The sequence below is a fragment of the Pseudomonas sp. WS 5079 genome, from assembly GCF_012985465.1.
Classification (GTDB): domain Bacteria; phylum Pseudomonadota; class Gammaproteobacteria; order Pseudomonadales; family Pseudomonadaceae; genus Aquipseudomonas.
In genome coordinates, this window is the sequence record NZ_JAAQWN010000001.1 from 501,368 (window position 1) to 520,195 (window position 18,828).

General features: G+C 59.7%; 15 protein-coding genes. 10 read left to right on the plus strand and 5 right to left on the minus strand.

Translation table 11 applies throughout. From position 1 onward, the window contains the following. The first annotated feature begins 40 nt into the window (after positions 1–40). Positions 41–5,182, plus strand: a complete 5,142-nt coding sequence (locus HBO05_RS02160) for a DUF6543 domain-containing protein (protein ID WP_172311502.1) — start codon at positions 41–43, stop codon at positions 5,180–5,182. Positions 5,183–5,193: 11 nt separating this feature from the next. Here HBO05_RS02160 and HBO05_RS02165 read toward each other — a convergent pair whose 3' ends face one another. Continuing rightward, positions 5,194–5,463, minus strand: a complete 270-nt coding sequence (locus HBO05_RS02165) for a PepSY domain-containing protein (RefSeq protein WP_169951895.1) — start codon at positions 5,461–5,463, stop codon at positions 5,194–5,196. A gap of 151 nt (positions 5,464–5,614) precedes the next feature. On the opposite strand from HBO05_RS02165, the gene HBO05_RS02170 reads away from it, so the two are divergent. The 7 genes from HBO05_RS02170 to HBO05_RS02200 all read left to right on the plus strand — a co-directional run bounded on the left by HBO05_RS02170 (position 5,615) and on the right by HBO05_RS02200 (position 11,644). After that, complete coding sequence (locus HBO05_RS02170) at positions 5,615–6,613, plus strand: FecR family protein (protein WP_172311504.1); 999 nt, start codon at positions 5,615–5,617, stop codon at positions 6,611–6,613. 328 nt (positions 6,614–6,941) lie between these two features. Then, on the plus strand, positions 6,942–7,400 hold the full coding sequence (locus tag HBO05_RS02175) for a hypothetical protein (RefSeq protein WP_169951899.1): 459 nt from the start codon (positions 6,942–6,944) through the stop codon (positions 7,398–7,400). Then, complete coding sequence (locus HBO05_RS02180) at positions 7,397–7,945, plus strand: adhesin (protein WP_169951902.1); 549 nt, start codon at positions 7,397–7,399, stop codon at positions 7,943–7,945. Before HBO05_RS02175 ends, HBO05_RS02180 begins: the two co-directional genes overlap by 4 nt. 68 nt (positions 7,946–8,013) lie before the next feature. Then, positions 8,014–8,769, plus strand: coding sequence for a hypothetical protein (locus HBO05_RS02185; RefSeq protein ID WP_169951904.1), 756 nt, complete (start codon positions 8,014–8,016; stop codon positions 8,767–8,769). A gap of 59 nt (positions 8,770–8,828) precedes the next feature. Beyond that, positions 8,829–9,509 (plus strand): C39 family peptidase, encoded by a 681-nt coding sequence (locus tag HBO05_RS02190; protein ID WP_170041332.1) that lies wholly within the window; start codon positions 8,829–8,831, stop codon positions 9,507–9,509. 37 nt (positions 9,510–9,546) lie between these two features. Next, positions 9,547–10,293, plus strand: a complete 747-nt coding sequence (locus tag HBO05_RS02195) for a hypothetical protein (protein ID WP_169951910.1) — start codon at positions 9,547–9,549, stop codon at positions 10,291–10,293. A gap of 49 nt (positions 10,294–10,342) precedes the next feature. Further along, entirely contained in the window at positions 10,343–11,644 is a 1,302-nt protein-coding gene (locus HBO05_RS02200; RefSeq protein ID WP_169951912.1) for a hypothetical protein, read from the plus strand. Between the two features lie 83 nt (positions 11,645–11,727). On the opposite strand, the gene HBO05_RS02205 is transcribed toward HBO05_RS02200, so the two are convergent. Further along, positions 11,728–13,053 carry a sigma-54 dependent transcriptional regulator gene (locus HBO05_RS02205; protein WP_169951915.1) on the minus strand — a complete coding sequence of 442 codons (1,326 nt, stop codon included), beginning with the start codon at positions 13,051–13,053 and terminating at the stop codon, positions 11,728–11,730. Positions 13,054–13,394: 341 nt separating this feature from the next. On the opposite strand from HBO05_RS02205, the gene HBO05_RS02210 reads away from it, so the two are divergent. Both HBO05_RS02210 and nhaB read left to right on the plus strand, forming a co-directional pair. Then, entirely contained in the window at positions 13,395–13,661 is a 267-nt protein-coding gene (locus tag HBO05_RS02210) for a hypothetical protein (RefSeq protein WP_169951918.1), read from the plus strand. A gap of 216 nt (positions 13,662–13,877) precedes the next feature. After that, positions 13,878–15,380, plus strand: coding sequence for a sodium/proton antiporter NhaB (nhaB, locus tag HBO05_RS02215; RefSeq protein ID WP_172311505.1), 1,503 nt, complete (start codon positions 13,878–13,880; stop codon positions 15,378–15,380). Here the strand turns inward: nhaB and HBO05_RS02220 are convergent. The 3 genes from HBO05_RS02220 to gnd are packed head-to-tail and all read right to left on the minus strand — an operon-like array spanning position 15,368 to position 18,689. Continuing rightward, positions 15,368–16,192 (minus strand): HAD family hydrolase, encoded by an 825-nt coding sequence (locus HBO05_RS02220; RefSeq protein ID WP_172311507.1) that lies wholly within the window; start codon positions 16,190–16,192, stop codon positions 15,368–15,370. The two genes, nhaB and HBO05_RS02220, sit on opposite strands and share 13 nt — an antisense overlap. Next, on the minus strand, positions 16,189–17,712 hold the full coding sequence (gene zwf / locus HBO05_RS02225; RefSeq protein WP_169951935.1) for a glucose-6-phosphate dehydrogenase: 1,524 nt from the start codon (positions 17,710–17,712) through the stop codon (positions 16,189–16,191). Before zwf ends, HBO05_RS02220 begins: the two co-directional genes overlap by 4 nt. Beyond that, positions 17,709–18,689 (minus strand): phosphogluconate dehydrogenase (NAD(+)-dependent, decarboxylating), encoded by a 981-nt coding sequence (gnd, locus tag HBO05_RS02230; protein ID WP_172311509.1) that lies wholly within the window; start codon positions 18,687–18,689, stop codon positions 17,709–17,711. Before gnd ends, zwf begins: the two co-directional genes overlap by 4 nt. Positions 18,690–18,828: the final 139 nt, after the last annotated feature.

Below are 18,828 nucleotides of genomic sequence, written 5' to 3' on the forward strand. Positions count from 1 at the left end.
ACCGTTGCGGTTTCAAGCCTATTTATTTAGGGCCCTGCGGATGCCCGCCACGCCTAGGCTCGATGCCTTCTATAACCTGCACCGAGCCTTTGCGATGGACGACCTGCAACTCCCCTACTTTTTCCCCGAGGCCATGCGCCTGGCCAAGCGCCTGAGTGAGCGCGAACGCCAGCGCGATATCGGCGACCAGGATCGCCAGTTCCTGCGCAATCTGTTCTTTGCCAGCGCCACCGGCCGTAAAGCCCAATCCCCGCCGATGATCGCCGAGCGCTTGCTGCTCAACTGCCCAGGCAAGGAACCGATTGAACTGGCCGGGGCATTCGCGATGGGTTCCGAGGGCGACTACAGCGCGGTTTTTTTCTATGGCCCGCAGACCGGACTGGAGAAATTCAGTGATTACGGGCAATTGTCGCAAGCACTGAAAACCAGGCTGGGCGATGAGCACAAACGTGGCGAGCTATTGCATTTCCTGTCCATTGGCCAACGCGCAGATTTCAGCTTTGCGGCCGGTTCTACGCTCACTCGGCAACTGATCGAGGGCAACGTATTCGACGAACAAAAAGCCTGCATCGAGCGTTACCAACAACTGAATGTGCAGGCAATGCTCGATCAATTGGGCCAGTTGCCGTTATTGGAGACGTTGCTGGACCAACTGCTGAACAGCACGTTGCGCAAGGCCTTTCCCAACGCTGATCAACACAAGACCCACGTCTTTTTGTATGCCCTGGCGGCCTCCCCTACCGAGCAGGACCGCTGGGTCGACGCGCTGCGCCTGCGCGATGCCCTGCTGTTGTTTTATCGCCAGCAGTCCTGGCCCGTAGGCCTGCGCCGGGAGTTCGTGAACCCTGAGGTGGCAGCGACCCAGGGCACCAACACACTGTGGGAAGAGGGGCTGAAACAAGCCTCGCGCCAGCTACATCTGTTCCTCCTCAACTCAATAGAGACCTACTGGAACGCTGACATCCATCCCGGGCAGTCGAGGCGCGAGTACTTCGCCCAGGCGATGAGCGATAAATCCAGGGTCGATCTGCTGTTCAAGCGCCAGGAGGATGTGATTTCGGCGCAACAGTGGCAAGAATTGCAAGCGCTTTACCTGGAGGGCAACCGCCGAGGAACAATCCCTATCGAGAAAGTCCGGCTATGGGAGTACCCACCCCATTTTGTCGAGTTGGCCAGTACGCTGGTGATTACCGATAGCCTTAACTGTCTCTACACCCAATCCAAGGGCTTGCAAGTACTTGCAAGCTATGACGACTTGCAGGCAACGCTCAAGGCAATGGCCCAGGCGAGGGGGCATGAAGATGATTTTTTCGGCTTCCTGGGATTGGAGGAACGGGCGCGGTTCATAGGTTTTAAACATCCACAGATCAGTTCGGCCTCTATCAATGGGCCGGTATTCAACACCTTGTTTGAAGGCATCATCAACAAGCAGCGGCAGAACCTCGAGTATTGCCTGGATATCTACCGGCGTAACCTGGGGACGGTCAATGCCTACGCCCTGCTTGATCACGGCCTGGATATCCGTGCCATGCTTGACCATCGTCTACTGGGACTGGATGCCAAGGGTCGGTGGAGCACTCACCCATCGCCACCTTCGGTACCCGCTGAAAGGGCGCGACTGACAATCCGCAAACTGCACAGCCTGGTCAACGCACAGGGCGATCTGATAGCGCGGATTCCCAATCTTGAGACGCTGATTACCGACCAACTGCGCCGCACCTTCAACCTCTCTACCGGGATCGCCCTGGATCCGGCAAACCTCTACATCAGCCGCTATGCCACCCATGCCGACGCTCAGGAACGCCGTACGCCCCAAGCCAGCCAGAGCATCCTCGCCCATTGCATCGCCCGGCTGAAGGGAGAGGCACAGGCCATCCCTGACTCTGCGCAGTACGGCGTGTACAGGCCACGGAACCACGGCGTGGCAGCAAAACGGCCGGAACTGAGCATTGCTCGACTCAATAGCATGCTCACCCAGTGGTTGCTCGTGCTAAACCTCCAGGCCGTCGCCCAGACTCCCCGCGCGGGCCTGGAGGCATTGATCCCCACGCTGGCACACAGCATGGCAGTGGGAATTCTTGAAGAGGCTAGTCTCAGACTGCTCGATAAAACCCTGGACGAACGTGATGTCGGCATCCTGCGGGCCGTCCTCAATCCGGACACCACCAGCACACGCCAGCCTCTGACCTTGAACGGCTTCACACCCGAAGCCTTCACCCTGTCGCTGCTGGCGAAAGGCCAAACCACCTTGCGTCAATTGGCCAACTGTTTTGTGCTGACCGAGCGCGGCGGGCTTGATCAGCATCACTCCGGACATGCGTTGTTGTGGACGCCCGCCACCGGCGTGGAAGCCTTTACTACGATCAGTTACCTGCGCGACGCATTGGCGCACCGGCTGAACGACTCGGCCCTACGCCTGAGCCTGCTGGAAAACCTGGACGCGCTTAAGCGGCTCCCCCATCAACGCTATGAGCTGGGACCGCTTCAATCAATCAGAGAACCGGTGCTGCATAGGTGCCAGCGATCGTGGATCGATCAACACATCGCCCAGCGCCAACACACTCTGGCGTTCAAGACCAATGCCCAGTCATTGGTCCAGGCGCTCGGCGAGGTGCAGCGCCAACTGCCGGCCAATAATCTGCAGCGCGCTATCGATATCGCCCGCTGGGCTGAACTCAGGCATTCGCTGCCCGACAGGCTCGGGGCCGCGCCGGCCAGGGAACAAAGACGCCACGCGGAGATTCTCGAGCAATATCGCGTCAGTACGTTGCATGGCCGGGACTATCTTTATGAGCTCCGGTCATTGCGCCAGCATGTGTCGGATCGCCTTAACGAAATGCTCGTCGATTACTCGCTGTTTGCCGATGGGGTGCAGATCGTTCCCAAGCTGGCCCTGGCAGGGCTACGCCAGAGCCTGCTGGATTTCGCCATGAACCCCGCCAGCCTGCAAAGTGCCAGGTTCGATGTGGTCTGTACGTCTGCCGACCTTACGGAAACCGTGGTGCGCCAGATGCTGACCCAGTTGAAAGTCCACGATGACTACCATACCTACCTGGCGCAACACCTGGCTGGCGGTGCGCCCGGAATCGAGCAGCGGCGCAGGGACTTCAGCCAGCAACTGCCGTGGCAGCTGCTGCAGCATGCCCATGCCCTGAAATTACAGGAGCGCCTGTCAGACCGAGGCTTGGACCTGATCCAACAAGTTGTCGACATGCCAGACGCGATTGCCCGCGCGTCGGTTGCAGGCGCGAGCGCCATCATCAGGCCGCTTGAGCTGCTAGCCACGGCCGGTGCCACGCGCGCGCCCGTGCTCGGCCTCTACCTTATTAGCGCAGGACGCGAGGGGATCCAGGTGTTGTATGCACCCTATCACCCGACACTGAGCTTTACCGAGTTTGAAAGCGAAGCGCAGTTTCTTGAAGCCCTGAACCTGCCGGGTGCCTTGCAAGACTGCGTCCTCAATCGCTTGGCCGCGCCTCAGGACGCGACCTATCGCAATCTGCTGGCCAGCACGCTGGGGAGAGATTCGGAAATCACCCTGGACTTCAATCCAATCCAGGGCAACCTGTTCAGCCAGCTGTTCGACGACAATCGGCAACTGCTCCTCAAGTGGCTCGGCGTCCAATGGGTCGAGGGGGCGCAGGCCGAATGGGAAACCGTCAAGCAGGTGCTCAGCGGTTCTGCCGAGAGTGTGCTGAGTTTGCTGCCTGGCAAGCTGGCGCTGCCGTGGAATATCTGGCGCAGCATTTCGTTGTTCATGGACTCCGCCGAAGCATTGCAAGACCATCATTGGCGCCGGGCCTTACAGACGTTTATCGAAGGCATTGCGCAAATGGCGTCACTGGCTCAGCAATTGCACGACGCGCAGTCATTGCTCTTCGATCCCGAGCAGCAAACGCCCCAGGCTGCGCCGCAGACCTTTGTGAAGTGGCCGGGACTGTACATCACCGCCCCACAACGCACCCAGCTTGCACCCAGCGAAGTGAGTGATGTGGCCCTGGTGAACATGAACAAGAATGAGCTCAACGGTACTTACCAGCATCAAGGGGCCGCCTATATTCCGTTGGCTGGCAAGGTGTACAAGGCGCTGTCTCTGGGGAACGACTGGCGCATTCGCACACCCGATCAAAACGGCCCCTTCATCCATCGCAACAGCGCCGGGCAATGGGCGATCGACACCCGCGGCAATATCGCACGCTATGGCCAGGCTTTTGGTCGCCTGCTGGATCGCAGGGAAATCCGGGCATCAGCGCGCAGGACAATGAATATCGAGGCTGTCGGGATGAGGGCCATTCGCCAACTGTGCCCTGATCGGGCCAGGATGATTGTCGAGGCGATCGACCTGGCAACTTTTTATGTGCAGAACTGCAAGTTGAACCTGGCCTTGCTGGAGCCTGGGGTAGCGCCGGTCACGCGTATCCATCGCTTCGTCAATGAGTTCTTTGGCATTGATATCGACACCGATCAGGGCCCGCAAGTGGTTGATCCACTCCTGGTGCAAAAGCTGCATCGTATCGTCGATCTGATCCTGGCAGCGCTATTGGACCCCAAGCTCAGCGCGCTTGATTCCAAGCGTTTCGTGGCCGGTTCTCATCGAACGGACCCACACGGCAATTGGGGGTTCACCATCGATAAAGATCCTGATCGGCGGATTTACTTGTCCGAGCATTTTTTTGCACCGCCTTTGAGCATTTATGACAACTGCCTGCCCGACCATTTCGACTGGGCGGCCCATGCGCGGGCGACGCTGCTGATTCATGAGTTGAGCCATGTGGTTGCTGAGACAGCCGATGCAGCGTACCTGGACTCCGTGGCGCCGTTTTCCGACCTGATCGAGACGTTGACAGAGGCCGGGCGCACTCTGTCTGGCGCCCTGAAAAAACAGCAATCCCAAAGCTACTCGCGCAGGACACCCGTGGGCCAGCTATTCAAGTTTGCGGACGTGAGCGGCACGCTATGGAGCGACTTCGGACAAGCCTCAGACACCGAGTACATCAGGGATCAGATACTTCGCACCACCGGGGGCGCGAATTTGGGCAACGCAAGGGGGATTTTCATGAGCAACCTGGCAAGGCGAGTCGACACCATGCTGGATAATGCCGACTCGGTGGCGTTCATGATCAGTAACCTGGGACGTCAGTTAGACCCAGTGCCCTCCAGTCGAAGGGCATCGCTGGACTGACCCCGCGGGGATCAGTCCTTTTGATCGCGCAGTACATTGCCCGAGGCGCCGTCGATGCGTGCTTCATAAACGATACCGTCAGCCTTGCGACCTTTTACTTCCCAGTAACCGTCGTTATCAGCTTCGGCCTGGTAGACCTCGATGTAACCGGCCTTGGTCTTGGCGGTTTCAATGGCTTTCTCGATGGTGATCCAACCTGCCCCGGGTTTGTCGGCCAGAGCGGCGCCAGCGCCGAGCAAGGTGGCAGTGGCAAGCATGGCGGTGAGGGTTTTCTTCAGCATTTTCTTACTCCGTTAGAGAGAATGACTTACAGATCCAGATTTTTAGGGTGTTTGGACCCCGAATTAGTTCCACATTGATGCTCATTCGCCATGATGGCTGTTCTCGGCACCCTGCCGGGAAGGTTAGAATGTAGGAAATCAGGAAGCACCAATGACCGAGCAACCCCTTTCAGAAGCTGACTACGACGCAATCACCGATGCCGCCGCGCATTGGTGCATGCGCCTGCACGCTTTTGATTGCACAGAGGCCGAGCGCCAGGCGTTCGAGCAATGGCACGACGCACATCCCCTGCATGCGTTCGAATATGCGGCCATGCTGGAAATCTGGGATGTAGCCGACCATTTGCCCCGCAGCAAAGAACCCACCCCGCCCCTGACGCTGGTTCCGCCGCCCAGCCGCTGGCGCAAGTATGCCGTGGCTGCCGCCATCTCTCTGGTGGCGTTGCCCCTGGCCGCCTTCACTGGCTGGGAAGCCGGTTGGCTGCCCAGTTCCTATGAGCATTACGCCGCCGAAAACGGCCTGCGCCAAGTGACACTGGCCGACGGCAGCGTCGTGGAACTGAACCTGGGCACCGAGCTGGTCTACAGCAACTATAAAAACGAGCGCCGGGCGACCCTGAAAAAAGGCGAGGCCTTCTTCAGCGTCAGCCACGACCGCGAGCATCCGTTTGTGGTGCGCGCCGGCAGCGGGCAGATCCGTGTGACAGGCACCCAGTTCAACGTCTGGAAGTATGACGAGCAGGTGCGGGTCATGCTGCTGGAGGGCTCGGTGAAGATCACCAGCGATGCCAGCCACAGCGGGCTGAACCTCACGCCCGGGATGCAGGCCAGCTACAACCGTGGTGATGCGCAACCGCAGCTACAGGCATTCTCTCCCCACGACCCGGCACTGGCCTGGCGCACGGGCAAGTTGATCCTCGACAACCTGGCACTGGTAGATGCCTTGCCCCTGATCAACCGCTACCTGGGCAAACCGGTGATGCTGGCCGATACCGGCACCGGCAATATCCGTATTGGCGGGATCTACGATATCCATGAAGTTACCCATCTGGTGTCCTCCCTGCCCAAGGTGCTGCCGGTCTACCTGACCCAGAACCAGGATGGCAACACCGTGCTCAATTCGATCCCACGCAAAACTCCCAAACGCTGAACAGCAATCGCTCCCCAAGGGATTGCTCGCGCCATGATGTCCACTTTTGAAACACCCACCGCCGCGCAAGCGCCCTGCGGCTGCGGATTCATCGATTGGTCATCAATAGTGTTGCGCTGCTGAAACACCCCTTTCGCCCTGCCTGCCCATGCCAGGTGCCGGTCATCCGCTGGCGTCCTGTTTCATAGCTGATACACCTTTGCACCTGCCCGCCCTGCCATACATCCCAAGCCTTTGAAAAAGCTGCAAATATAAAAAACGGCACAGCTCCTGCTCTATTCCCTACAGCGCTGTTTAGGGTCAGCGTCATAGAACAAGGAATGATGCCGTGGCAACTCTCAATCAAGGCTCCATAGGCCTACTGCTGATCAGCTGTGTACTCAGCGCCAGTGTGAGCCTGCCCGCCTCTGCGCAGGACGGCATCATCGTTACAGGTCGCAATGTGCAAGGGTTCATGGTCGGTCGGCCTGCGTTTGGCAAGGACCCGTACCCTTCCACCGCCAACGCCAACCCCAGCCAACAGATCCTGCGCGCTACCGGCAGCGAACTCAGCGATAACGATTTCGCCGGTGTCAGCAGCGGCTCGACCATCACCCGCGCCATCCTGCCTAACGGCGACCTCCCCGGCTTGAGCAATACCCTGGGCAACAGCTCGACTGGCCTGGGCGCCGGTGCCGCGGCCGGGCATGCCAGCGGCAACACCCTGGGCGGGCAGATCAGCGGCTCGATCGAGCGCGGCCTGGCACCGCTCAACAACATTGGCGCGATGATGGGGGTCCAGCCATGAATCGCGCGTGGCTGTTACTCAGCGTACTCGGCTGTTCGGCGGCCATGGCCGACAGCAGCAACCAGGCCTCGATCGACAATACCGGCAAGCAGTACACCGGTGTGCTGTCGGTCAACCAGGCCGCCGGCAATCAACAACAGCAGATCAACAGTCGGGCGATCAGCCTCGGTGGCCAGGCCAGCGAGGCGCTGATCCAGAAACTCGACGGCAAGGTTGACCCCGCCCTGAACGCCAGCGCGGCGATCCAGGGCAGCTCATTTAGCAATGGCAACGGCATCCTGGGCGTCAACCAGGCGGCCGGCGCCAATAACCAGATGATCAATGCGGTGCGGATCAGCACAGGTCCGCAAAGCATCGATGACAGCGTCCTGTCGCAACAGAACATGACGTTGTTACCAGACTCACGATCCCCCTCTACCACTGGCAGCCGCCAGGTCGTTACCAGCGACCAGGCCTTCACCGGCAGCCGTGGAGTGGTACAGGTGAATCAGAGTGCAGGGGTGGGGAACCGAATGGCTAACACCCTCGGCGTGACTATCAAGTAACCCCTTGATAGGTGTTTGTTAGACCGTACCAACACTTAACCAACTAATTAGAAGCAAGGAGATACACCATGAAACCTACAATGGCTCTCAAACCACTGGTTTTCGCTCTGGCTGCGCTCATGGCTGTTGCTGCACAGGCAGGTCCTGCCGAAAAATGGAAACCAACCCCAGCGCCAACCGGCACCGTGGCCGCTGCCGTGACCGACACCCAAGTGAGCAAGGACAACAAGTTCGACGACACCAAGACCCTCAACAACGCCGGGGCCAACGGTTCGCTGAGCAGCAGCAAAGGCAACCTGGGCGCCAACATCGCGGCGGGTTCGGGCAACCAGCAAGATAACGCTGCGGCAATCACCAGCAGCGCTGATGATGATATTAAAAGTACCTTCGCTTTGGCCGATATCTATCAAGAAAGCAAAGACAACAAGTTCACCAACAAAGGCACGCAAAACAATGCTTCGCTGGTCAACTCGGCCAACAACAGCTCCGGCAACGTCGGTGTCAACGTGGCGGCCGGTCAAGGCAACCAACAGAAAAACAACCTGGCAATCGTGACGGCTGACGGCAAAAACGTCGCGGCTGCCTCGAACACCGAACAAGTGTCCCTGGATAACCACTTCCTCAACGAAGCGGCCTCCAAACACAGCTACAAGCCTCAGTATGTGGTCAACAACGCTGGCCTGCTCAACTCCGCCAACAACGCCTCGGGCAACATCGGCGTGAACGTGGCAGCGGGTTCGGGCAACCAACAAAGCAACACCCTCACCCTGGGCAGCGGCTGCACCGTCTGCGCAGCGGGCACTGGCAGCAAACTGGCGTTCTGATGCAACGGGGCCTTGGCAACAAGGCCCTTTTTATTTCCAGTGTCCATCAGGTCATGATCATGCGCCTCGCGACGCTTTGCCTTCTGTTATTGCTCGCCGGCCCCTCGTGGGCAGGGCAAATGGCGATTTCCGCCATGCCCGGCGGTGCAGTGATTTTCAAGAAGGTCGAGAGCATCCGCGAACGCCGGTTCGCCAACCTGGTGGAACAGAAAACCGATTTCAGCTGTGGTGCTGCGGCACTCGCTACCATCCTGCGCCAGGCCTATTGGCTGGACGTGGATGAAGAACACATCATCAAGGGCATGCTGATCAACGCTGACCAGGACCTGGTACGCACCCAGGGCTTTTCCATGCTGGACATGAAGCGTTATCTGGAGAGCATCGGCATGCGCGCCCGGGGCTACAAGATCGGACCCGACACCCTGCTGACGGTGAAGATCCCGGTGGTGGTGCTGGTGGAGATCCGTGGCTACAAGCACTTTGTGGTGATGCAGCGGGCTGAAAAAGACTGGGTCTACATCGGCGATCCGGTACTGGGCAACAAGCGCCTTTCGCGGGATGACTTCCTCGCAGGCTGGAATGGCATCGTCTTCGCCGTACTCGGTGAAGGCTATGACAAGACCAACGCCCTGCTCGATCCCCCCACGCCGTTGACCGCCAAGACCAAAATGAACGAGTTCCGGCCCGTGGGCGACGCCGAGCTGATGGACTTCGGTTTCATCCAGAGCGACTTCTTCTAGAAGCGCCATAAGGGGCAGGATGCCCCAGGAGCAGATGATGAACACTTCCCGTTGGCTCACGGCCCTATGCCTGGCAGCCTCGATGCCTGCTTATGCCTCATCGGCGTTCAAGCCCATTGAAATGAACGACGCGGAACTGGCTGAACTGCGCGGCCGCTTCGTGATGCCGGGGCGGATTGTCAGTTTCGGCATTGTCATGAGCACCACCTGGACCAATGCGGCGGGTGACACCAGTACGGTGAGCGCCAACATGCATATCGACTCGTCCACGATCACCCCGCAATTCTATGTGCAATCCACCGGCTCGGTGGGTAACGGCACCAACCGCGACCCGGGCACCGGCACCGTGGTCGGTGGCGCCGGGCTGGGCAGCGGCCAGGGCGTGACCCAGACCGTACGCGCCGCAGGCGATGGCAACACGGCGTACAACAACGTCGGGATCAATGTCAGTGAAAACGGCCTGTCGCCGGCCAACGTCGCGCAATCAGGGCATGCGTTGCTGGCGGGCGGCTCGTTCACCACAGACAGCGCGGCGGGCCGGGTCAGTGTGTCCGCCAACAATGGCGGCGTGCAAATGGCCATCGCAGCCCATAACAACCAGGGTAATGCGTTGCAGCAGATCGGCGGCGGCAACGTGCTGCAAGGCACGGTTTTGCAAGGCAACAGCAACTTCGTCAATAACATGACCCAGCTCAACGTCGCGCTTGGCAGCAATGGCCTGAGCGCCGGGGCATTGAACTGCAATCTGGATCAACTCAAGGGCCTACGCACACTCGGTTATTGAACTACGCTGACCCTCGACACTTACGCATTAGAAAAGGACGGCTTATTTCATGCATCGATCGTTATCACTACGTGCCGTTGTCTGTTTAAGTACGCTCTTGCCGGCGAGTCTGTTGTACGCAGCGCCAGACGCGGATATCGAAACCCTCAAACAAGAACTGCTGGAGCTCAAGCAGCGCTACGAAGTACAACAAAAGGCCCTGGCGGTCCTCGAGCAACGGGTACGCCAGGTAGAAGACCAGCCCGCGACGCCAGCCCCCAAACGCCTGGCCAAGTCGCCGGCAGACTTCAAGCAGAGCGGCAGCACCGTGGCCGCCAGCGGCGCCAAGGACAGCAAGGGCGCTGCAGCCGGCGGCAGTTCCTATGGGCAATCGCTCAAGGATGATTCAGAGCCAGCACAAAGCGTGAGTAACTTGTATAACGAAGCCAGCGGTTTCTTCGGCAACGGCAAGTTCAGTTTTGAAACCGGCATCACCTACGCCCGCTACGACGCCCGACAGTTGACCCTCAACGGCTTCCTGGCGCTGGATTCGATCTTCCTCGGCAATATCAACCTGGACCGCATCAAGGCGGATAACTGGACCCTGGACTTGACCGGGCGCTACAACCTCGACAACCGCTGGCAGTTCGACGTCAACGTGCCAGTGGTGTACCGCGAGTCGACCTACCAGTCCGGTGGCGCCAGTGGCGGTGACCCGCAGGCCACTTCCGAAGAGAGCGTGAGCCGGGATCCGACCATCGGCGACGTCAACTTCGGGATTGCCTACAAGTTCCTCGACGAATCGCCGACGATGCCCGATGCCGTGGTGTCGGTCCGCGTCAAAGCCCCCACCGGCAAGGAGCCTTTCGGGATCAAGCTGGTGCGCTCGACGGCCAACGACAACCTGTACGTGCCGGAGAACCTGCCCACCGGCAACGGCGTATGGTCGATCACCCCGGGGCTCTCCCTGGTCAAGACCTTCGACCCGGCCGTGCTGTTCGGTTCGATTTCCTACACCCACAATTTCGAGGGCTCGTTTGACGACATTAGCAGTGACGTCAACCAGAACATCGGTGGCAAAGTGCGCCTGGGCGACAGCTTCCAGTTGGGCGTGGGGGTGGCGTTTGCCCTCAACGAGCGCATGAGTATGTCGTTCTCGGTGTCGGACCTGATCCAGCGCAAGAGCAAGCTCAAGCCTGATGGCGGTGATTGGCAGTCGATTGTGTCCAGTGACGCCAATGCCGGGTATTTCAACGTCGGCATGACCATTGCCGCCAGCGAAAACCTGACCATCGTGCCCAACCTGGCTATCGGCATGACCGATGACGCACCAGACTTCACCTTCAGCCTGAAATTCCCGTACTACTTCTAAACGCTCCTACAGGGAATGGTGAGTTTGAGAAAAGGAAAAGCCCCGCCGCGATAAGGGTCGCGACGGGGCTTTTTTTACCCGCCCTAGCGGATCTGGTGTTTGTGCAGCAACCGGTAGAAAGTCGGCCGGGAAACCCCCAGCACCCGTGCGGCAACGCTCAGGTTGTCGCTATGGCGGTTCAGCACATCGCACAACGCCTGGCGTTCGGCGCGGTGCTTGTAGTCTTCCAGTGTCGCCATGGGCAGCACGATTGCCTGCTGGCTTTGCAAACCCAGGTCGGCCGCTTCGATTTGCCGGCCTTCGGCCAGCACCAGGCCACGCCGCACCCGGTTCGCCAGCTCGCGTACATTGCCCGGCCAACCATGCTTGCCCATGGCGACCAATGCGTCCTCGCTGAAACTGCGCGGCCGGCGCCCGGTCTCCTGGCTGTAGAACCTGGAAAAATGATTGGCCAGCATCCCCACATCGCCATGCCGCTCGCGCAGCGGTGCGGTGACCACCTGCAGGACATTGAGCCGGTAGTACAAATCTTCACGGAAGGTGCCCTTCTCGATGGCCGCTTCCAGGTCGACGTGAGTCGCCGCCAGCACCCTGACATCCACCGGGATCGGCTGGCTGCCACCCACCCGCTCGATATGCTTTTCCTGAAGAAAGCGCAACAGGTTGGCTTGCAACTCCATCGGCAGGTCACCGATCTCATCGAGGAACAGCGTGCCACCATTTGCCGCTTCGATGCGGCCGATCTTGCGTTGATGGGCGCCGGTGAATGCGCCCTTTTCATGGCCAAACAGTTCGGACTGGATCAAATGCTCGGGGATCGCCCCGCAATTGATCGCCACAAAGGGCTTGGCGTGGCGCTGGGATTGGCGGTGCAGGGTCTTGGCCACCAGTTCCTTGCCGGTGCCGCTGTCGCCACGGATCAAAATCGGCGACTCGGTGGGCGCCAGTTTCGCCAGCAGCTTGCGCAACTCGCGAATCGGCCGGCTATCACCCAACAGCTCATGCTCCGGCTCGTCCACATGGGTCACGCCTTTGCCCCTTAGCCTCGCCATGCCAAAGGCGCGGCCCAGGGTGACCTGGACGCGCGACACATCGAACGGCAAGGTATGGAAGTCAAAAAACCATTCGCACACAAAGTCGCCAACATTTTGCAGGCGCAGCATCTCGGGGCTGAGCACGGCAATCCATTCGGTGCCGCTGCGACTGATCAGTTCCTTGACCGCTTCGGGCCGCTGCAGGTGAAAAGGCTGCAGGCGCAACAGCCCTACATCACAGGTTCGCTCGCCCAGCGCCTCCAGGGCACAGCTGTCGACATCCCAGCCAGCCGCCCGCAAACCAGGCAATAACTGGTGGCAGTCGTCACAGGGATCGACCACAAGCAAGCGACGCAGGGCTGGTGTAACGACCATGACTATTCCTTGGCGTCAAAATCATTAAAGTTATTTAGAAACAACAGTTTGGGCGAGCTGCTCATAACCCTAGCAAGATCTTGACACTACCCTTGTATCGTTTCGCGATAAAACCCTCACCGATACAGCGTTTAGCGATCAAGCCCCGCGACGAACACTACTGCAATCTTTCATTCACCGTTCAAAATCACGCCTTACATGACGTTAATCACGAAAAGTTGAATTTTCTTGCTCTAACATGTGACCCGTACCCTGTCATCGTGCATCAGTACAGGTACTAGCCGAACGGTAAGCCCAACCGACGGCACATCTTTTGATTGGGCACTTAGAGAGAAGACCCCATGAACGCCCCGCTCCGTTTCAACGAAGCACTGCTGATCGCCGGCCATGCCTTTGAACCCTTTCAATGCGTAGCCTGGGCACTACAAGACGGTACTGGCGCACTTAGCCTGGCCGTGATCGACCGCACCGAAACCCGCATCGGACGCACACTGATTTCCAGCAGCACCTACTCCGATCCAGAGCAACTGGAAGCCCTGCTGCTACAAGCCCGCGCCGAATTGAATGGCGAAGGTTATCAACTTCAATCCTGGGCAATGCCCAAGTAAGTTAACGCAGCTACTGCGACATACCGTCGCTTCTTATATCGGCTGCAACTTGTTAAGACTATTAAACCCGTGGCGAGTGAGTTCAACCCTCGCCACGGGTTTTGCGTGCCTGAAACTTTCGTATCGCCCTTCTTTATATAGCAGCCATGCCATGATCACTTGATCTTCCAGTGAGCCTCGGGCACCTTGCGCACTTCTCGCCCCCAGGAGCACCCCATGTCCGGATCAATGGCCCAGGCCTTCGCCCATAACTTCCTTGGGCACTCGCCTCGTTGGTACAAGGCCTGCATTCTCGCGTTCCTGATCCTCAACCCCTTGGTACTCTGGATATTTGGCCCGGTGACGGCCGGCTGGCTGCTAGTGGCCCAGTTCATTTTCACCCTGGCCATGGCGCTGCACTGCTACCCGTTGATGCCCGGCGGGCTGTTGATGGTCGAGGCGCTGTTGCTGCGCATGACCACGCCCCAGGCGCTGTACGACGAGTTGCTGCATAACTTCCCGGTGATCCTGCTGCTGATGTTCATGGTGGCCGGTATCTACTTTATGAAGGACTTGCTGCTGTTCCTGTTTTCGCGCCTGCTGCTGGGCGTACGCTCCAAGGCGCTGCTGGGGCTGATGTTCTGCTTTTTGTCGGCCTTCCTGTCCGCCTTTCTCGATGCCTTGACGGTGACTGCGGTGATTATCAGTGCCGCGGTGGGCTTCTATTCGGTGTATCACCGCGTGGCATCGGGCAATGATCCGCGCCAGGACAGCCAGTACAGCGACGATCGCCATCTGCCCAGCTTGCACCACGCCGACCTTGAGCAATTTCGCGCCTTCCTGCGCAGCCTGTTGATGCACGGCGCCGTCGGTACCGCCCTGGGCGGTGTGTGTACCTTGGTAGGCGAGCCACAGAACCTGTTGATCGGCCATGAGATGGGCTGGAATTTCAGCCAGTTCTTCCAGCGGATTGCCCCGGTATCGCTGCCGGTGCTGGTAGCGGGCCTGGTCACCTGCGTGCTGCTGGAAAAACTGCGCTGGTTTGGCTACGGCACGCTACTGCCGGACAACGTGCGCCAGGTGCTGGCCAACTACGCCCGTGAAGACAACGCCGAACGCACCCCACGCCAGCGGGCAGCGCTGATTGTCCAGGGCCTGGCTGCACTGATCCTGATCGCCGGCCTGGCCTTTCATGTCGCCGAGGTTGGCTTGATCGGCCTGCTGGTGATCGTGCTGATCACCGCCTTTACCGGGATTACCGAAGAACATCGCATCGGCAATGCCTTCAAGGACGCCCTGCCCTTTACTGCGTTGCTGGTGGTGTTTTTCGCGGTGGTCGCGGTGATTCATGATCAGCAGCTGTTTACCCCATTGATCCAATGGGTACTGGCACTGCCCGCCGAACAACAGCCGGGCATGCTGTTTATTGCCAATGGCCTGTTATCCGCCATCAGCGACAACGTGTTCGTGGCGACGATCTATATCACCGAGGTCAAGCAGGCGTTTGTGTCCGGCCATATGAGCCGCGAGCATTTCGAGACCCTGGCCATTGCGATCAACACCGGGACCAACCTGCCCAGCGTGGCGACGCCCAATGGCCAGGCGGCATTCCTGTTTTTGCTGACGTCGGCGATTGCGCCGCTGATCCGCCTGTCCTACGGGCGCATGGTGTGGATGGCACTGCCGTACACCGTGGTGATGGGCGTGCTGGGCTGGTATGCGGTCAGTTACTGGCTGTGAAGGATAAGCCGCTCAATTGCCTGGGCGGCGCCGTCCTCGATATTGCTGCCGGTGACCACATCGGCCTGACGCTTGACCGCCTCTTCGGCCTGGCCCATGGCAATCGATAACCCGGCCACCTGGAACATCGCGGGGTCATTGCCGCCATCGCCGATAGCCGCTGTGTGCTCCAGCGCCACGCCAAGATGAGCGGCCAGGGTTTTCAGGGCATCGCCCTTGTTGGCCTGCATCGCGGTGATATCGAGATACACCGGCTGCGAACGCGAGACCTGGGCCAGGCCTGCGACCTTGGGCTGCAGCTGCGCCTCCAGTTCAATCAACAACTGGGCATTGGCGCTGGCGGCGACGATCTTGTCGATCCGCCCCAGGACCGGCTCGAAACTCTTCACCACCACTGGCGCATAGCCCAAGCCATGCTGTTCCCGAGGCACCATGGGGCCCGCAGGGTCACGCAGCAGCCAGTCGCCATCGGCAAACACCCAGATTTCTACTTCGGGTTGATCGCCTAACAGCGCCAACGTGATCAACGCGGCTTCTTCTGGCAGATGGTGCGCGACCAGGATGCTGCCATCGGGGTTGACCAGGGTGCCGCCATTGAACCCGGCCGTGGGCACGTCGACGCCCAATGCTTCGATCTGCTGCAACATCGCCCTGGGCGGCCGCCCGGTGGCCAGGCTGAAAAACACCCCGGCCTCGCGCAGCGCGCGCACGGCGTCGATGGTGCGCTGGCTGAGGCTGTGATCGGGCAACAACAAGGTGCCGTCCATATCACTCAACAAAAAACGGATGGGTTGAATCGCGGCCTCACTCATCCGAGGCTATGCCAGGCGCGGCCATCGCGGGCCAGTAACTCATCTGCCGCCGCCGGGCCATCTTCGCCGGCCTTGTAGGCCTGGATCCCGTCGTCTTCCTTCCATGCATCGAGAAACGGCTGCACCGCACGCCAGCCGTTTTCAATGTTGTCCGCGCGCTGGAACAGCGTCTGGTCACCGGTCAGGCAGTCGTAGATCAGGGTTTCGTAGCCGGTGGACGGCTGCATCTCGAAGAAATCCTTGTAGGCAAAGCCCAGTTGGATGTTGGCCATGTCCAGGGTCGGCCCGGGCTTTTTCGCCAGCAAGTCGAACCACATGCCTTCATTGGGCTGGATCTGGATCTTCAGGTAGGTCGGCTTGAGTTCATCGACGTCGGTGTCGCGAAACTGCGCATAGGGCGCCGGCTTGAAGCAGATGACGATTTCGGTGTCGCGCACGCTCATGCGCTTGCCGGTGCGCAGGTAGAACGGCACGCCGACCCAACGCCAGTTATCGATCATCACCTTGAGGGCCACGAAGGTCTCGGTGCTGCTGTCCGGCGCCACATTGGCCTCTTGCCGATAGCCCGGCAGCGCCTTGCCGCCGATTTCGCCGGCGGTGTACTGGCCGCGTACCGAGTTGGCCCGCGCATCCTCCAGGGACCAAGGGCGCACCGCGCCAATCACCTTGGCCTTCTCGCCGCGTACCGCGTCGGCGCCAAAGGCAGCGGGTGGCTCCATGGCAATCATTGCCAACAGCTGGAACAGGTGGTTGGGCACCATATCGCGCAGGGTGCCCGTGTTCTCGAAGAAACTGCCCCGGGTTTCCACGCCGACCGTTTCGGCAGCAGTGATCTGCACGTGGTCAATGTAGTGGTTGTTCCAGAACGCTTCGAACAGCACGTTGGAAAAACGGCTGATCAGGATGTTCTGTACCGTTTCCTTGCCCAGGTAATGGTCGATGCGATAGATCTGCTTTTCGCTCATGACCTTGAGCAGGCAGGCGTTCAGCGCCTCGGCGGTGGCCAGGTCGGAGCCGAACGGCTTTTCGATCACCACGCGGCGGAAAGCCTCGGGGCTTTCCTCCAGCAGGTTGGCCCGGCCCAGGCGCTGCACCACTTCACTGAAGAAGCGCGGCGCGGTGGCCAGGTAGAACACCGCGTTGCCAGTGCCGCTGCCGGCAATTTTGCTGGCGATGTCGGCATAGGTGCCGTCGTCCAGGAAATCGCCCTGCACGTAGCTGATGCCCTTGGCCAACTGGGCCCACAATTGTGGGTCCAGTGCATGTTCGGCATTGCCCTTGACCTTGCTCGCGGCTTCGGTGCGGATGAAGTCTTCGAGTTTCTTGGCGAAGTCGGCATCGCTGATAGCGTTGTGATCCACCCCGACAATCCGCAGGCCCTCGCCCAGCAGGCCATCGCGACTGAGGTTGTACAGCGCCGGCATCAGCAGGCGCTTGACCAGGTCGCCATGGGCGCCGAACAGGAACAAGGTAGTGGGTGGAGCGGGTTCGGCCTTGGGTTTCTTGCCGTTGGCCGTCATTTTTTGGAAGTCTCCACATGGCCGCCGAAGCCAAAGCGCATGGCCGACAGCAGCTTGTCACCGTAGGTGCTTTGCTGGCGCGAACGGAACCGGGCGAACAACGAGTTGGACAGCACCGGTACCGGTACCGATTGCTCCATGGCCGCTTCGATGGTCCAGCGCCCTTCGCCGCTGTCGGCCACGGAACCGGAGTAACCGTCGAGCTTGGGGTCGGTCGCCAGGGCATCGGCCGTCAGGTCCAGCAACCAGGAGGATACGACGCTGCCACGGCGCCAGACTTCGGCGATATCGGCCACGTTCAGGTCAAAACGCTGTTCTGGCGGCAGGTTTTCCGAATTCTTGGTCTTGAGAATGTCAAAACCTTCGGCAAACGCCTGCATCATTCCGTACTCGATGCCGTTGTGGATCATCTTCACGAAGTGCCCGGAACCGGCTGGGCCGGCGTGGATATAGCCACGCTCGGCACGGTCGTCGGTGGCGGTACGGTCCTTGGTGCGCGGGATGTCGCCCAGGCCCGGGGCCAGGGTGGCGAAGATCGGGTCCAGGTGCTTGACGGTCTCGGCGTCGCCACCAATCATCATGCAGTAGCCACGCTCCAGGCCCCAGACGCCACCGGAAGTGCCGACGTCGATGTAGTGCAGGCCCTTTTGCGCCAGGGCCTTGCCGCGACGCACGTCATCCTTATAGAAGGTGTTGCCGCCGTCGATGATGACATCGCCGGGTTCCATCAATTGGCTCAGGTCGTTGATCGTGGTTTCAGTGGGTTCGCCCGCCGGCAACATGACCCAGACGGCCCGCGGCTTTTGCAGGCCGGCCACCAGGGCGGCCAGATCGGCAGCGCCGGTCGCGCCCTCTTCACTCAAGCCTTTTACGAATGCTTCATTGCGGTCGTAGACCACGGTGGTATGCCCATTGAGCATCAAGCGGCGCGCAATATTCCCGCCCATGCGGCCTAGTCCAATAATCCCCAGTTGCATGTATTGATGCTCCCAACTACAAATAAAAAAATGTGTGACACAGTTTATAGCGCAATGACGAATTAGTCCGGCGCCAATCGCACTAGTTTCATCAGAAAAAGGGGCCATCGTTTCACCATCACCGCCTGAAAAGTCACAA

What these genes read in the sequence shown, in the direction of transcription:
- HBO05_RS02205 (WP_169951915.1), bottom strand. Translation starts at nt 13,053, where the DNA reads ATGGTCGTTACACCAGCCCTGCGTCGCTTGCTTGTGGTCGATCCCTGT.
- HBO05_RS02210 (WP_169951918.1), top strand. Translation starts at nt 13,395, where the DNA reads ATGAACGCCCCGCTCCGTTTCAACGAAGCACTGCTGATCGCCGGCCAT.
- HBO05_RS02165 (WP_169951895.1), bottom strand. Translation starts at nt 5,463, where the DNA reads ATGCTGAAGAAAACCCTCACCGCCATGCTTGCCACTGCCACCTTGCTC.
- HBO05_RS02195 (WP_169951910.1), top strand. Translation starts at nt 9,547, where the DNA reads ATGAACACTTCCCGTTGGCTCACGGCCCTATGCCTGGCAGCCTCGATG.
- zwf (WP_169951935.1), bottom strand. Translation starts at nt 17,712, where the DNA reads ATGACGGCCAACGGCAAGAAACCCAAGGCCGAACCCGCTCCACCCACT.
- HBO05_RS02185 (WP_169951904.1), top strand. Translation starts at nt 8,014, where the DNA reads ATGAAACCTACAATGGCTCTCAAACCACTGGTTTTCGCTCTGGCTGCG.
- nhaB (WP_172311505.1), top strand. Translation starts at nt 13,878, where the DNA reads ATGTCCGGATCAATGGCCCAGGCCTTCGCCCATAACTTCCTTGGGCAC.
- HBO05_RS02220 (WP_172311507.1), bottom strand. Translation starts at nt 16,192, where the DNA reads ATGAGTGAGGCCGCGATTCAACCCATCCGTTTTTTGTTGAGTGATATG.
- HBO05_RS02190 (WP_170041332.1), top strand. Translation starts at nt 8,829, where the DNA reads ATGCGCCTCGCGACGCTTTGCCTTCTGTTATTGCTCGCCGGCCCCTCG.
- HBO05_RS02200 (WP_169951912.1), top strand. Translation starts at nt 10,343, where the DNA reads ATGCATCGATCGTTATCACTACGTGCCGTTGTCTGTTTAAGTACGCTC.
- HBO05_RS02170 (WP_172311504.1), top strand. Translation starts at nt 5,615, where the DNA reads ATGACCGAGCAACCCCTTTCAGAAGCTGACTACGACGCAATCACCGAT.
- gnd (WP_172311509.1), bottom strand. Translation starts at nt 18,689, where the DNA reads ATGCAACTGGGGATTATTGGACTAGGCCGCATGGGCGGGAATATTGCG.
- HBO05_RS02160 (WP_172311502.1), top strand. Translation starts at nt 41, where the DNA reads ATGCCCGCCACGCCTAGGCTCGATGCCTTCTATAACCTGCACCGAGCC.
- HBO05_RS02180 (WP_169951902.1), top strand. Translation starts at nt 7,397, where the DNA reads ATGAATCGCGCGTGGCTGTTACTCAGCGTACTCGGCTGTTCGGCGGCC.